Origin of the sequence: Streptomyces sp. NPDC048191 (genome assembly GCF_040652655.1) — a bacterium.
In the GTDB taxonomy this organism is placed as follows: Bacteria; Actinomycetota; Actinomycetes; order Streptomycetales; family Streptomycetaceae; genus Streptomyces.
In genome coordinates this window covers 49,512-63,349 of record NZ_JBEZMO010000031.1, presented here as the reverse complement: position 1 = coordinate 63,349, position 13,838 = coordinate 49,512, and the positions used below count along the sequence as shown (strand labels likewise).

Genomic DNA, 13,838 nt, shown 5'->3' with positions numbered 1-13,838 from the left:
TTTGACCGGGGGAAACACAGACATGACATGGGTGCGCAGAGTTCAGTGCCACATACGGGCCCTGCAGGCCGAGCGGCGCCGGTGGCGGGCCGACCTCGAGCGCTTCAAGGCCGCTCAGCGGGCCGCCCGGAGCCGGGGCGGGAAGAGCCCGGACGTGGACCATCCGGGCCCGCCGCCCACCGGCTTCACCCTGCTGCCCTGGCTGCTGATGGGGATGGGGGCCTGCTCCAACCTGCTCCAGGGCCGGACCCCGAACCCGTGGATCGGCGGCCTGGGCGTGCTCACCTTCAATTCCCTCTACATCTACGTCACCTTCCGCTCCTTCGACCGGGTGAAGCGCGAGGCCGTCTCCACCCGGGTGGCGCTGGCACTGATGGGGCTGCTGACCACGGCTCTGGCCGTCGGGTACGGCGGCAACTGGCTGATGTTCTTCCCGCTGCTCGGCCTCGCGGCCGGCGCCACCCTGCGCGGCCCCTGGCTGGGCCGTACCGGCGTGCTGCTCGCGGTGTACGCGGGGGCCGTCTCCGGGGTGCGCGGCGACTGGGGCGACGCGACCAGCATCGGCTACGCCACCTTCCTGTCCAGCATGGTGACCGCCGCGATCCTCGGCCTGTCCGAGGCGGTACGGGAGCTGCGCGCCGCCCGTGAGGAGCTGGCCCGGCGCGCGGTGGAGAAGGAACGGCTGCGCTTCTCGCGGGATCTGCACGACCTGCTGGGGCACACGCTGTCGGTGATCGTGGTGAAGTCGGAGGCGGCCCGGCGGCTGGCCCCGCGCGACATGGACGCGGCGCTGGGGCAGATCACCGACATCGAGTCGGTGGGCAGGCAGGCGCTCACCGAGATCCGGGAGGCGGTGACCGGCTACCGGGAGGGAAGCCTGGCCACCGAGCTGACCCGGGCCCGCTCGGCGCTGTCGGCGGCGAGCGTGAAACCGGTGGTACGGCAGTCGGGCGCGCCGCTGGAGCCGCAGACGGAGGCCCTGCTGAGCTGGGTGGTGCGCGAGGCGGTCACCAACGTGATCCGGCACAGCGACGCCCGCCGGTGCGAGATCAGCGTCGAGTGCGGCGCCGAACAGGCCCGGCTCACCGTCACCGACAACGGCAGCGGCACGCCCGTCAGCCGTCCGCAGCAGGGCATCGGCGGCACCGGGCTGAAGGGGCTGACCGAACGCCTCGCGGCGGCGGGCGGCTCGCTCACGGCCGGCCCGTCGCCACGCGGCGGTTTCACGGTGAGTGCCGAACTCCCGGCGGAGTCGGCCCGGTTCGCGGACGCGGTGGCTACGGCGCCCAGGGCTGGCTGACCACCCAGCTGACGTCGTCGGTCCAGGACGTGCCGCTGTCGAAGTCGTTGGACCCGCCGTCGCTCGCGATGTACAGGTTGTAGTCGTAGTGGCGCAGGTATCTCGTCGGGTAGTTGTACGAGGCGAACGAGGTACCGGTGCCGCTCTTGCCGGTCTGCGGGCAGAACGTGGCGTCGGCCCGGAACAGGGCGGTGCCGTCCATCGGCTGCCGGTACAGCTTGAAGTCGGAGTGGCGCAGGTAGTCGCCGGGGTAGTTGCGCGACTCGAAGGAGACGCAGGAGCCGCTCGCGAGGCCCTTGCGGACGATCCAGGTGGCGTCGTTCCTGTCCAGGCCGGAGCTGCTGGAGGTGATGGAGGACAGGACGCCGGCGTCGTTCTGGTGCCGGACGTAGTCGGCGGTGCAGCAGGAGGTGGTGGCCCGCAGCGAGATCTCCGAGCCGGCGTTCAGCGTGCCGGTGCTGCCGGTCGCGCCGCCGTAGCCGACGGAGACGATGTCGGCCTGTACGGCGTTGTCGGCGGCGTCGGTGGGGATGCCGGAGGTCATGACGCCCTCGAAGAAGGAGCCGATGGAGCCGTTGCTGTTGTCGCCGCCGGTGCCGAGGACGATCGCGCCCTCCTGGTGCATCGGCGAGTATCCGCTCGTGGTCGGCTCACCACCGGAATAGGTGGTCGTCAGTCCGCCCGATTGCGCGTTTCCCCATTTGAGCGCGAAATGGTTCTGCCCGTTGTTCTTGAGCAGCGCGGTCACGAACGGCAGGGGCCCGGTGCCGGTGTTGGCGGAGTTCTTGCTGTATCCGGCGTCGGACTGGAACAGCCCGTTCTCCAGGTCGGCCTGGACCCAGGGGCCCTGACCGTAGCAGGGCGAGAACCAGCACTCGGTGCCGAAGTTGATGGCGTCCATGTGGCCGTTGCCGGTGTCCTTGTTGTTGGTCTCGGCGTTGCCGTAGTCGAAGCAGCAGCGGCCGTTGACGTGGGTGCCGGAGGTCACCATGTACATCCCCTCGGCGGCGCCGTTGGTGGCGACGCCGGAGGTGGAGTTGTCCCGGTAGCCCATGCCGGCGGAGATCTCCAGGCCGTAGGCCTGGTGGCCGCCGACGGTCACCGGGAGCGCGTCGGCGGGCGCCCCGACATCGGCCGCGCCGGCCCCGCCCGCGCCCTCGACCGTGAGGTCGTTGTGGCGGGAGGACTGGTCGTAGATCTTGGTGATGATGCAGGTCGTGCCGGAACAGAAGGAGTCCTGGGCGGCCGCGTTCGCGTATCCGCCGGTGGCCAGCAGCCCGATGTCCTTCGTGGCGCCGTCCGAGGCCCGCCGCACCTGGTACAGCGGGCCGCCGTAGGAGGAGTACAGCGCCCGGACCAGGCTGTGCGCGGCCACGCACGGGGTGCCCGCGGCGGCGTAGACGTCACAGGGCAGCGAGCTCGCGGCGGCGGCCGGGGGTGCGCCGACGCCGAGGAGCAGCGCGGCGAGGGTCGCGCAGACGGCGAGCACGGACAGGGCGGCGCTTCTGAGCCGCCGGGGGTGGACGTGGGGGGAACTCACGAGCACGGTGCACCTCGGTTTCGTCGTAGGGCAGTGCGGGGCGGACTCGTCCGATATCTCGAACAACGTTCGACCGAAATACCGAACCCCTCCGATTGCTGAATTACCGGGGATTCCTGGAAATGCAGAGGCGATTGTTTGGGCGCCGTCCGAGACCGTCAACCCCCACGGCGCCGGAAAAGAGAGAGTCTTTAATCGGAGGGGGCCCGCGCGGCCGCGCGCAACGACCGGGCGAAATCCGTCTCTTCGGGCGATCCCGGCGCGGACGGCGATGGGCCCGGTTTCCGGCCGTAACCTGGCTCCATGAACGAGATGCCCCGGGAGCACCGGACCACCAAGTCCATTCGGGTGCTGCTCGCCGAGGACCAGGGCATGATGCGGGGCGCGCTCGCTCTGCTGCTCGGCATGGAGGAGGACATCGAGGTGGTGTCCCAACTGGCCTCGGGCGACGGGATCGTGGACGCCGTCCTCCTCCACCGGCCGGACGTGGCGCTGCTGGACATCGAGCTGCCGGGCATCAGCGGGCTGGACGCGGCGGCCCGGCTGCGCGAGCAGGCCCCCGACTGCCGGGTGCTGATCCTCACCACCTTCGGCCGGCCCGGCTATCTGCGCCGGGCCATGGAAGCCGGGGCGGCGGGCTTCCTCGTCAAGGACGGGCCCGTGGAGGAACTGGCGGTGGCGATCCGCCGCGTACTCACCGGGGAGACCGTCGTCGATCCGGCGCTGGCCGCCGCCGCGCTCAGCGCCGGCCCCAGCCCGCTGACGGCCCGCGAGTGCGATGTGCTGAAGGCGTCGGTGGACGGGGCGACGGTCGCCGACATCGCGGGCAGGCTGCATCTGTCCGAGTCCACCGTCCGCAACTACCTGTCCTCGGCGATCGGCAAGACGGGCACCCGGAACCGGGCGGAGGCGGTGCGGGAGGCCCGGCAGCAGGGCTGGCTGTGAGCGGGCCCCGGCCGTCGCCCCGACGACGAGCGAAGAGCGCCGCGCCGGAGGAGAATGGCAGAGGCGACAGCTGACGGGCCAGGTCACTCCTCGTGCCGTACCGCTTCCTCGTCACCTCCCGGCGTCGCCCCCGGCTCATGTCGTCCGCCGTACGACTGCTTCTGCGCTCGTTGATCGCGGTGCTGGCGAGCATCGCGATCGCGCGGACCCCGACGGCGTTCTCGGCGCCGGCCGCGACCGGGGGAAGCGTCTCGATCGTCCTCAGCCCTTCCGCGGGACCGAGCCGGACCGGTGTTCACGTCGGCTTCGCGAGCTGTGTCCGCACCACCACCGGACCGACCGGTCCCACAGGCTCCGGCACCACGCAACCCAGCCCCACGCCCACCGGTCCGACCACACCCCCTTCCACGGCGGCCTCGCCCGGTCCGGCCGGCCGCGGGGTGCACGCCCGCGCCGGCCCCGCACCCGGCACCATCACCTACCTGAGATGGGACGGCGGAGACGTGCCGTTCACGGCGTCCGTGACGGACGGGACCGGCAGCGCCGAGTTCCGGGTGCCGGACGGAGCCACGGTCGGCCCCCACTCCGTGACGGCGGGCTGCGACAACGGCAGCGTCACGGTCGCCGGCGCCGGAACCTTCACGGTGACGCCCACCAGCGGCGGGAGCGCTTCGCCGTCCGCGCACGCTCCCCTGATCGCACTGGAACCCTCCCAGGGCCGGCCCGGCGCGTCCTTGCAGGTCTACGGGGCCGGCTTCGAGGGCTGCGTCCCGAGCGGGAAGCCGGGCACGGTCGAACTCTCCACGAACGGACAGATCCACGCCCGGGTGCGCGTCGCGCCGGGCACCGGCATGTTCCAGACGCAGCTCAAGGTCGCCGACGACGCCACCCCGGGCGACTATCCCATGGTGGCGACCTGCGCCCGCCACAGAGACGTGCAGGCCAAGGCGACGTTCACGGTGCTGCCCGGCGACGAGGGACGTCCCGTTCTGATGCTGGATCCCGCGGAGGGCGACGCGAGGACGGCGCTCACCGCAACCGGTTCCGGATTCAACTGCTCGAAGGTGGAGGTGCTCTGGGACGACGACACCCCCCTCGCCGTCACCGCGGTCTCGCGCGACGGCACCTTCGCAACCGACTTCCAGGTCCCGGCGGGTGCTTCCCGAGCGACCCACATGGTGCGGGCCGCGTGCACACCGGGCTCCGGCACGAGCGCCGGGACACAGTTCACGGTCACGGGCGCGGGACCGAACACCGGTGGCGGCGACGGCGGAAACACCGGCGGAACCGGGACGGGCGGCACCGGCGGCGGCACCGGCGGCGGCAACACGTCGACGCCCGTCGGATGGGTCGTCGGACCTTCCGCGTTCGCCGCCGTACTGCTCGCGCTGGCGGCCGGTTCCATCCTGTTCAGCCATCGGCACCCCGGTCCGCGCTGGGTCCGCAAGCACCTCCGCACAGCTCCGCGCCCCGCGGCCGGGACGGCCGACCTCCACCAGCAGTCCGACACCGGTTCGGCGAACCGGACCGTGCGGCTCGAACCCCACCCGGACCCCGGCGACCAGAACCTCGAATGAGGTGACGCGATGACCACGACTCCCGTCGCAGAACCCCTCACGGTCAGGGCGTTCCTGCTCGGCCGGGAGGGCCCCGACGCGGGCGCCGCCCTGGTCGACCCGCTGCACTGCGGCGGGACGGCCCGAGCGCTCCTGGGCGGAGCCCGCCCCCTGACGGCCGCGGCCGACCAGGCGGTCGAGCGCGAACTGGCCACCACCATCGACTCCTTCCTCGGCCAGGACCTCTTCGACGTGGCCGCGGGCGGCTGGCGCAAACACGCCGCCCTCACCGCCGCCGCGCGTCGCACCCGCGACACCCCGGGCAGCGAGGAGGTCCTCGCACTCGCGAGCCACCAGGTCACCTCCAGCCATCGCCCCTACGTCGACGTGTTCCTGGACGGCGCCAAGGTGGGCACCCTGGACGTGGAACTCACGCTGGTCTTCCGGATCGCCGGGCTGGTCGCGGTCGTCCGCGACGCCCACCTGGTCGCCGTACGCAGCGGCGAGTGCGTGCTGCAGGGACGCCTCAGCGTGCAGCAGGTCACCCTGGCCGAACGGCAGGGCAAGCTGGACCTGCCCGGAGTCTGGCACCTGCACGCGCCGATCCCCCTGCTGCGGAGCCGGCCGGCACCCCCGCCTCCGCCTCATCCGCCCCCGCCCCCACCACCGCCACCGCCACCGCCCGGAGCGGCGCCCACCCGGCGCCGGCCCCCCCGGAACGCCTAGCCGAGGACGGGACCCGTGGCAGGGGTGGCCGCGCGCGCTACCGGAGCACCTCCGCGTGCTCGTAACTCGTCCCCTCCGGGGCCGTGCACGCGAACCAGGTCACCGGGGAACCGGCCACCGCCCGAGGCTCGACCACGGTGCTGGTGCCGTCCTTCCAGCCGCACCTGACCTGCCGGGCGGTGGTGGCCACCGTGCCCACCACGAGCCGCTCGGGACCGTCGCCGTGGCCCTTGGCCAGGGGAAGGGCCGCCGACATCAGATCCGTGCCGGACAGCGGATCCCACTTCTCCAGCGTGTTGAACAGCACCGTTCTGTGGTGGCCGTCGCCGTAGTACAGGCCCGAGTAGTACGAGGTCTTGCCGACCAGGTCCCGGCTGTCGGGCAGTGCGTCCGACTCGATGCCGTACTTCCTCATCGCGGCCAGCTGCCCCGCCGCCTCCGTCCAGTCACGCGGTGCTCCCCACACGGACACCACCACGCGCCAGCTCGTGCCGTGGTCCGTGCCGTGTGCCACCTCCGTGATCCGCGGAGCGTACACATGCCGGGCCTCGGGTGTGGACGGCCGGGACGCCACGGGCGCCTGCCGGCCGGTGTCGCCGGGCAGCCCCGTCACCGCCAGGGTCGCCCCCGTCGACCCCGCCAGCACCAGAGCCGTGGCCGTCGCGACCGCCCAGCGGCGGGCTCTGCGCCGGCGGCCGCCGCGGATGACCGCCTCGACGGGGGCTATACCGATCTCGACCTCGTCAGCGGCGTCCGCGAGGAGGAGGGCGATGTCCGTCTGCGTCATGTCGGTCATCTCGTGGATCTCCCGGTCCGCGCTCATCTACTTCCGCCCTCCGTACATCACCGTCTCCGCCAGTCCCGGTATGGCCCGGAGTTTCGCGATCCCCTTGGCCGCGTTGCTCTTCACCGTGCCGACCGAGCAGCCCATCGCCTCCGCCGCCTGGGTCTCCGTCAGGTCCTCCCAGTAGCGCAGGACGACCGCCTCCCGCTGCCGCACGGGCAGTTGGGCGAGCGCCTTCAGCAGCGCGCCGCGGTCGTCGGCCTGCGCGATCCGGTCACCGGTGTCGGCCACCTCGTGCACCAGGCCCGAGTCGTCCCTGGGGGCCAGGAACTCCTTGAGCTTTCTCCGGTGTTTGCGCGCGTGCAGGTTGATCATCACGCGCCGTACGTACGCCTCCGGATCGTCTGCCGTGCCGACCTTGCGCCAGGACACATAGGCCCGCTCCAGCGTCGACTGGACCAGGTCCTCGGCGGCGTGCTGCTCCCCCGTGAGGAGAAATGCCGTACGCATCAGCCGCGGCCAGCGGCCGACCATGAAGCTCTGGAACTCCTCATTCCGAGCCTGCTTCCCGTCCCCCATGGGCACCTCCTAGATGTCAGAAGGAGTCCACAGGCGGCCCGGACCGTTGCCTCACGTCGAAGAGATCTTCCGCGGCAGCCACACCAGCATCAGCGCCGCCCCGGTCAGCAGCACCGCCGTACTGACGCGGAAGGCCAGCGCGTAGCCGTCCGTCAGCGCCTCGGGGCCGTGGCCACTGCCGGTGCCCGCCGCGGCGACCGTGGACATCACGGCGAGGCCGAGCGAACCGCCCATCGTGCGCGAGGTGTTGACGAGCCCCGACACCACCCCGGCATCGCCCGGCGCCGCCCCCGAGGTGGCCAGGGAGGCCAGCGGGGTCGTCGCCAGGCCCGCGCCGAACATCATCAGGACGCCCGGGATCATGATCGCGGTGGCGTACGCCTCGTGCGCGCTCATCGTCGACTGCCAGCCGAAGCCGGCCGCCGCGACCAGCGTGCCCAGCGCGGCCACGGTCCGCGCGCCCGCCGGCCGCATCAGGCGCGGCGCCACCTTGGAGCCGACGACCACGGACAGCGAACTGGGCACCAGGGCGACGCCGGCCTGCAACGGCGTGTAGCCGAGGACGTTCTGGGCGTAGAGGGTCATGAAGTACCACATGCAGAACATGGCCGAGCCGGAGAGGAACATCGCCGCGTTCGCCGAGGCGACCGCGCGCAGCCGGAGCAGGCCGAGCGGCATCAGCGGGGCCGCCGTACGGGCCTCGACCAGCAGGAACAGGGCGATCAGCAGCAGCCCGACGAGCAGCGGCAGCAGTGTGGCGGCGGCCGTCCACCCCTGCGCCTCCGTCTGCGAGATGCCGTAGGCCAGGGTGGCGAGGCCCGCCGTGACCAGCAGCGCGCCCGGCAGGTCCAGGCGCCGCCCGTCACCGGCCCGGCTCTCCGTGAGCCACAGCACCGAGCCGGCCAGCACCAGGGCGCCCACCGGCACGTTGATCAGCAGCACCCAGCGCCAGTCGAGCACGTCCACGAGCACCCCGCCGACCAGGCCGCCCGCGGCCCCGCCGCCGGCGCCGACCGCGGTCCAGGTGGCGATGGCCCGCGCCCGCGCCGCCCCCTCCGGTACCGCGGAGGTCAGCAGCGTCAGCGTCGACGGGGCGAGCACGGCCGCGCCGAGCCCCTGCACGGCCCGCGCCAGCAGCAGCTGCCAGCCCTCCTGGGCGAGGCCGCCGCCCAGCGAGGCCAGCGTGAACAGGCCGAGGCCGACCAGGAACATCCGCTTGCGCCCGTACAGGTCGCCGGCCCGGCCGCCGAGCAGCATGAACCCGGCGAAGGCGATGGCGTAGGCGTTCACCACCCACTGCAGGCCGGACGGGGTCAGGCCGAGGCCGGTCCGCATGGACGGCAGGGCGACGTTCACCACCGACACGTCGAGGACGACCAGGAACTGCCCCGCGCAGGAGAGCGCCACCACCAGCCAGGTGGGCGCGGCTTTCGGCCGGGATATGAGAGGGGTGGTGTCGGCGGCTTCGAGCATGGGTGTCATGCTCTCAACCCGGCTACGGTCCTTGCATCAGCATTTCGGACCACCGGGCGTGGGGCGCGGGGCCTACGTCCGGCGCAGCAGCGTCACCACCGCCGCCCCACCCAGCCCGATGTTGTGCGCGAGCCCCACCCGCGCGCCGGGCACCTGCCGTTCTCCCGCCGCGCCGCGCAGCTGCCACACCAGCTCGGCCGTCTGGGCCAGACCGGTCGCGCCCAGCGGGTGCCCCTTGGAGATCAGCCCGCCGGACGGGTTGACCACCCACCGGCCGCCGTACGTGGTCGCGCCGGACTCGACGAGCTTCCCGGACTCCCCGGGCGCGCACATGCCGAGCGCCTCGTACGTCAGCAGTTCGTTGACCGAGAAGCAGTCGTGCAGCTCGACGACGTCCACGTCCTCGATGCCGAGCCCGGAGCGCTCGTAGGCCTGCCAGGCCGCCTCGCGGGACATGGGCTGCCCCACGACGTCGATGCAGGATCCGGACGCGAAGGACTCCTCGGTGTCCGTGGTCATGGCCTGTCCGGCGATCTCCACGAGGGGGGTGGACCCGTGCCGCGCGGCGAACCGTTCCGACACCACGACCACGGCCGCCGCGCCGTCCGAGGTGGGCGAGCACTGGAGCTTGGTCAGTGGCCGGTGGACGGGGCGGGAGGCGAGGACGCCGGCCACGTCGTACACGTCCCGGAACTGGGCGTAGGGGTTGTGCGCGGAGTGCCGGTGGTTCTTGGCGGCGACCGCGGCGAACTGGGCCTCGGTCGTGCCGTGGCGCTCCATGTGCTCGCGGGCCGCGTCGCCGAAGATCTGCGCGGTCGGCGGGGTCGGCTCGAAGCCGTGCCGGGCGGCCATGACGCCGTAGTGCCGGGCGACCGGGGACGTCGAGAAGTCCCCGCCGTCGGCGCCCCCGCCCAGCGCGCCCTTCCTCATCCTCTCGAAGCCCAGCGCGAGCACGCAGTCGGCGGCGCCGCCCTCGACGAGCTGCCGGGCCAGCATGAGCGCGGTCGAGCCGGTCGCGCAGTTGTTGTTGACGTTGTAGACGGGGACGCCGGTCAGGCCGAGTTCGTAGGCGGCGCGCTGGCCTGCGGTCGAGGGCTGGAAACAGTAGCCGACGAGAACCTGTTCCACGTCCGCGTAGGTGATTGCGGCGTCCGCCAGAGCCGCCTCGCCCGCCTCTCGCACCATGTCCCAGTACTGCCATGAACGGGTCTCGGGCTTCTCGAACCGCGTCATCCCGACCCCGGCGACATAGGCCTTCATGCCGCGCAGACTAGAACGCGTTCCATCAACTCACCAGCCCCTGACGGCAGATCAGAAACCCATGAGTCGGTCAAGGATTCATTAGAAGCCCGAAGCAACGGAATAGTTGCCTGTGCATACGAGGTTTACCTGGCACTTATCACTACGGGGAGGCCTCGACTCCATGACCCACACGACGACCGACCAGCCGGCCCGGAGGGCGGGCGGCGCCGTGGTTCCGGTGCTCGCCTTCGCCGGCATCGTGGTCGCGGTGATGCAGACCCTGCTCGTGCCGGTCATCAAGGACCTGCCGCAGCTGCTGGACACCGCGCCCTCCAACGCCACCTGGGTCCTCACCTCGACCCTCCTGTCCGGCGCCGTCGCCACCCCGATCATGGGCCGGCTCGGCGACCTCTACGGCAAGCGGCGGATGCTGGTCCTCAGCCTCGCCGTGATGGTGGTCGGCGCCCTGGTCAGCGCGCTCACCAGCCAGCTGCTCACCATGATCGTCGGCCGTACGCTGCAGGGCTTCGCCATGGGCGCGATCCCGCTCGGCATCGGCCTGATGCGCGACATGCTGCCGCGCGAGAAGCTCGGCTCCGCCATGGCCCTGATGAGCTCCTCGATCGGCGTCGGCGGCGGCCTCGCGCTGCCCGCCGCGGCCCTGGTCGCGCAGCACACGAACTGGCACGCCCTGTTCTACGGCGCCGCCGGCCTCGGCGCGCTCGCCATCGTCCTCACCCTCCTCGTCGTGCCCGAGTCGCCGATGCGGGCGGAGGGCTCCTTCGACGTGCTCGGCGCGCTCGGCCTGTCCACCGGCCTGGTCCTGCTCCTGCTGCCCATCACCAAGGGCAGCGACTGGGGCTGGTCCTCGGGCACGACGCTCGGTCTGTTCGCCGCGTCCGTCGTCGTCCTCCTCCTGTGGGGCCTGTTCGAGCTGCGCCACCGGGCGCCCCTGGTCGACCTGCGCACCACCGCGCGCCCGGCCGTCCTCTTCACCAACCTGGCGTCGATCATGGTCGGCGTCGCGTTCTACGTCGTCTCGCTCGTCCTGCCCCAGCTGCTGCAGCTGCCCAGGGCCACCGGCTACGGCCTCGGCCAGTCCATGGTCGTCGCGGGTCTGTGCGTGGCCCCGCTCGGCCTGACCATGATGTTCACCGCCCCCGTCTACGCCCGCCTGTCGGCCAAGTACGGCCCCAAGACCACCCTCATCATCGGTCTGCTGGTCATCGCGATCGGCTACGGCGGCGGCCTCGGCCTGATGGACGCGGCCTGGCAGACCATCGTCACCTCGGTGGTCCTCGGCGCCGGTATCGGCCTCGCCTACTCCTCCCTGCCCGCGCTGATCGTCGGCGCGGTCCCGGCCTCGGAGACCGGCGCGGCGAACGGGCTCAACACGCTGATGCGGTCCATCGGTACGTCGGTGTCCAGTGCCGTCATCGGAATGGTGCTGGCCAACACCGCGAACAACGTGGGCGGCATCGCGATCCCGACCATGCACGGCTTCCGGGTGTCCTTCCTGATCGCCACGGCCGCGGTCGCGGTGGGTCTGCTGCTCGCCCTGTTCCTGCCGAAGGCCGCCCGCCCGGACCGGCAGCAGCACACTCAGCTCCGCGCCAGCAGCGAGGAGGACGCCGTGCTGGAGCGCGCCGAGGAAGTCCTGCGGGGCTTCCGGGGACGGGTTCTGGGTGCCGACGGCGCCCCGGTCGCCCGGGCCAAGGTCACGCTGATCGACCGGCGGGGGCGGCAGGCCGGGGCGGCGGTCTCCGACGAGGACGGGAGCTATGCGCTCGCGGTGCCGGCGCAGGGGGCGTACGTGCTGGCCGCGAAGGCCTCCGGCCACGGGCCGCTCGCCTCTGCCGCCACGCACTCGGGCGAGGAGCGGGCTGTCGAGCTGGACCTCTCGCTGCCCGGGGAGACTGTGAGCGCCTAGCGGGCGGGGGGTACTGTCGACCGGCGGCGACAAGTCCGTCGTGGCCGGTCGCGCAGTCCCCCGCGCCCCTCGGGGCGCCTTCCCCGCCGTACGAGAGAGAGGCGCCCCCATGCCCGCCCCCTCCCCCAAGCCCGAGATCCTCGCCGCGTTCGAGGCGGCCAAGGGGTTCATGCCCGTGGACGAGGGACTGGCGTTGTACGCGGCCGCGGTGGAGGCCGGGCGGCTGGGGCTGCCGTTGCTGGAGGTCGGCACCTACTGCGGGCGCTCCACGATCCTGCTCGCCGACGCGGCCCGCGCGGCCGGGGTCACGGCGCTGACCGTCGACCACCACCGGGGCAGCGAGGAGCAGCAGCCCGGGTGGGACTACCACGACCCGGAGACGGTCGACCCCGAGGTCGGGCTGATGGACACCCTGCCGATCTTCCGCCGCACCCTGTTCAGGGCGGGCCTCGAGGACCACGTCGTCGCCCTTGTCGGCCGTTCTCCGCAGGTCGCGGCCGTGTGGGGCGCCCCGCTCGGCTTCGTCTTCGTCGACGGCGGCCACACCGACGAACACGCGGGCGCCGACTACGAGGGCTGGGCCCCCCATCTGGCCGAAGGCGGACTGCTCGTCATCCACGACGTCTTCCCGGACCCCGAGGACGAGTTCACCGGGCAGGCTCCGTACCGCGTCTACCTGCGGGCTCTGGAGTCCGGGGCCTTCACCGAGCTCTCGGTGACCGGCTCCCTGCGTGTCCTGCGGCGAACGGGAGCGGGGATCTGAGGTCCCGGTTAGAGTCGCAGACGTGTCGTACGTAGGTCCCGAGTTCGAACCCCCGCAGCAGCGTCGGCCCCGGCGCGGCCCGCTGACCGTGGCGCTCGCCGCGCTGGTGCCCGGTGCGCTGCTCGGCTGGGTGGTGTACGAGGCTGCGGGCGGCAGTGCCGCGGACGGATCCGGCCGCGGCACCTCCGCCGCACCCACGTCCGTGTCGTCCCCCGCGTCACCCCGCTCCGCCTCCCCGACCGACGACGCCAAGGCGTCTGCGGGGGCGCCCGCGTCCGGTTCGCTGAAGGGGAAGGTCGTCGTCATCGACCCCGGGCACAACCCGGGCAACTTCCGGCACACGGCCGAGATCAACCGCCAGGTGGACATCGGCACCAACCGCAAGGAGTGCGACACCACCGGGACGTCCACCAACGCCGGTTACACCGAGGCCCGGTTCACCCTCGACGTCGCCCACCGCCTGCGCGCGCTGCTGGAGAAGCAGGGCGCCACCGTCAGGATGACCCGTGACGGCGACGGCCCGGCCTGGGGTCCGTGCGTGGACCAGCGGGCCCGGATCGGCAACGCCGCGCACGCCGACGCCGCGATCTCCATCCACGCCGACGGCGCCGCGCAGGGCGACCGCGGCTTCCACGTCATCCTTCCCGGTTCCGTGCACGCGGGTGCCGCCGACACCCGCCCGATCGTCGGCCCGTCCCGCGACCTCGGTACGCGCATCGCCGGCACGTTCCTGCGCGCCACCGGTGAGCCGCCGTCCAACTACCTGGGCCACGGCACCGGTCTCGTCACGCGCACGGACCTGGGCGGTCTCAATCTGTCAACGGTTCCCAAGGTGTTCATCGAGTGCGGCAACATGCGCGATAGCAAGGACGCGGCACTGCTGACCAGCGGAGCCTGGCGGCAGCGGGCCGCGCAAGGGATCTCTGAGGGAATCGTGAGTTTCCTGCGCACTTCGTGACCGGCGGGCGGAACCGGCCGGACAGCCGGATCTTGCGGACGG

Annotated in this window: 12 protein-coding genes; 7 read left to right on the top strand and 5 right to left on the bottom strand. The window is 72.3% G+C overall.

The window, feature by feature from the left end:
- Window positions 1-22 precede the first annotated feature (22 nt).
- The gene (locus AB0D93_RS34105; RefSeq protein ID WP_362128039.1) at window positions 23-1,300 is read left to right on the top strand and encodes a sensor histidine kinase; all 1,278 of its coding nucleotides are present in this window, start codon (window positions 23-25) and stop codon (window positions 1,298-1,300) included.
- Here AB0D93_RS34105 and AB0D93_RS34100 read toward each other — a convergent pair.
- Window positions 1,278-2,840, bottom strand: a complete 1,563-nt coding sequence (locus AB0D93_RS34100; RefSeq protein WP_362128036.1) for an alpha-L-arabinofuranosidase B — start codon at window positions 2,838-2,840, stop codon at window positions 1,278-1,280. The two genes, AB0D93_RS34105 and AB0D93_RS34100, sit on opposite strands and share 23 nt — an antisense overlap.
- A 303-nt stretch (window positions 2,841-3,143) precedes the next feature.
- Between AB0D93_RS34100 and AB0D93_RS34095 the strand changes: the two genes are divergently transcribed.
- The 3 genes from AB0D93_RS34095 to AB0D93_RS34085 all read left to right on the top strand — a co-directional run bounded on the left by AB0D93_RS34095 (window position 3,144) and on the right by AB0D93_RS34085 (window position 6,067).
- Complete coding sequence (locus AB0D93_RS34095; RefSeq protein WP_362128033.1) at window positions 3,144-3,785, top strand: response regulator transcription factor; 642 nt, start codon at window positions 3,144-3,146, stop codon at window positions 3,783-3,785.
- 92 nt (window positions 3,786-3,877) lie between these two features.
- Window positions 3,878-5,362, top strand: coding sequence for a hypothetical protein (locus tag AB0D93_RS34090; RefSeq protein ID WP_362128030.1), 1,485 nt, complete (start codon window positions 3,878-3,880; stop codon window positions 5,360-5,362).
- Window positions 5,363-5,371: 9 nt separating this feature from the next.
- Window positions 5,372-6,067, top strand: coding sequence for a hypothetical protein (locus AB0D93_RS34085; RefSeq protein WP_362128027.1), 696 nt, complete (start codon window positions 5,372-5,374; stop codon window positions 6,065-6,067).
- Between the two features lie 37 nt (window positions 6,068-6,104).
- Here AB0D93_RS34085 and AB0D93_RS34080 read toward each other — a convergent pair whose 3' ends face one another.
- From AB0D93_RS34080 to AB0D93_RS34065, 4 genes are all read right to left on the bottom strand, one after another.
- Complete coding sequence (locus AB0D93_RS34080) at window positions 6,105-6,890, bottom strand: hypothetical protein (RefSeq protein ID WP_362128025.1); 786 nt, start codon at window positions 6,888-6,890, stop codon at window positions 6,105-6,107.
- Window positions 6,891-7,430 (bottom strand): SigE family RNA polymerase sigma factor, encoded by a 540-nt coding sequence (locus AB0D93_RS34075; RefSeq protein WP_362128023.1) that lies wholly within the window; start codon window positions 7,428-7,430, stop codon window positions 6,891-6,893.
- A gap of 51 nt (window positions 7,431-7,481) precedes the next feature.
- On the bottom strand, window positions 7,482-8,912 hold the full coding sequence (locus tag AB0D93_RS34070) for an MFS transporter (protein ID WP_362128020.1): 1,431 nt from the start codon (window positions 8,910-8,912) through the stop codon (window positions 7,482-7,484).
- 63 nt (window positions 8,913-8,975) lie between these two features.
- Window positions 8,976-10,163 carry a beta-ketoacyl synthase N-terminal-like domain-containing protein gene (locus AB0D93_RS34065; protein WP_362128017.1) on the bottom strand — a complete coding sequence of 396 codons (1,188 nt, stop codon included), beginning with the start codon at window positions 10,161-10,163 and terminating at the stop codon, window positions 8,976-8,978.
- Window positions 10,164-10,326: 163 nt separating this feature from the next.
- Between AB0D93_RS34065 and AB0D93_RS34060 the strand changes: the two genes are divergently transcribed.
- From AB0D93_RS34060 to AB0D93_RS34050, 3 genes are all read left to right on the top strand, one after another.
- Window positions 10,327-12,075 carry an MFS transporter gene (locus AB0D93_RS34060; RefSeq protein ID WP_362128014.1) on the top strand — a complete coding sequence of 583 codons (1,749 nt, stop codon included), beginning with the start codon at window positions 10,327-10,329 and terminating at the stop codon, window positions 12,073-12,075.
- 109 nt (window positions 12,076-12,184) lie between these two features.
- Window positions 12,185-12,838 (top strand): class I SAM-dependent methyltransferase, encoded by a 654-nt coding sequence (locus AB0D93_RS34055; protein ID WP_362128011.1) that lies wholly within the window; start codon window positions 12,185-12,187, stop codon window positions 12,836-12,838.
- A 22-nt stretch (window positions 12,839-12,860) separates the two neighbouring features.
- On the top strand, window positions 12,861-13,796 hold the full coding sequence (locus AB0D93_RS34050; RefSeq protein WP_362128008.1) for an N-acetylmuramoyl-L-alanine amidase: 936 nt from the start codon (window positions 12,861-12,863) through the stop codon (window positions 13,794-13,796).
- The last annotated feature ends 42 nt before the right edge of the window (window positions 13,797-13,838 follow it).

Excerpts from the sequence above, each read along its gene's own strand:
- AB0D93_RS34060 (WP_362128014.1), top strand. The coding sequence starts at position 10,327 with ATGACCCACACGACGACCGACCAGCCGGCCCGGAGGGCGGGCGGCGCC.
- AB0D93_RS34055 (WP_362128011.1), top strand. The coding sequence starts at position 12,185 with ATGCCCGCCCCCTCCCCCAAGCCCGAGATCCTCGCCGCGTTCGAGGCG.
- AB0D93_RS34095 (WP_362128033.1), top strand. The coding sequence starts at position 3,144 with ATGAACGAGATGCCCCGGGAGCACCGGACCACCAAGTCCATTCGGGTG.
- AB0D93_RS34080 (WP_362128025.1), bottom strand. The coding sequence starts at position 6,890 with ATGAGCGCGGACCGGGAGATCCACGAGATGACCGACATGACGCAGACG.
- AB0D93_RS34085 (WP_362128027.1), top strand. The coding sequence starts at position 5,372 with ATGACCACGACTCCCGTCGCAGAACCCCTCACGGTCAGGGCGTTCCTG.
- AB0D93_RS34065 (WP_362128017.1), bottom strand. The coding sequence starts at position 10,163 with ATGAAGGCCTATGTCGCCGGGGTCGGGATGACGCGGTTCGAGAAGCCC.
- AB0D93_RS34105 (WP_362128039.1), top strand. The coding sequence starts at position 23 with ATGACATGGGTGCGCAGAGTTCAGTGCCACATACGGGCCCTGCAGGCC.
- AB0D93_RS34070 (WP_362128020.1), bottom strand. The coding sequence starts at position 8,912 with ATGACACCCATGCTCGAAGCCGCCGACACCACCCCTCTCATATCCCGG.
- AB0D93_RS34075 (WP_362128023.1), bottom strand. The coding sequence starts at position 7,430 with ATGGGGGACGGGAAGCAGGCTCGGAATGAGGAGTTCCAGAGCTTCATG.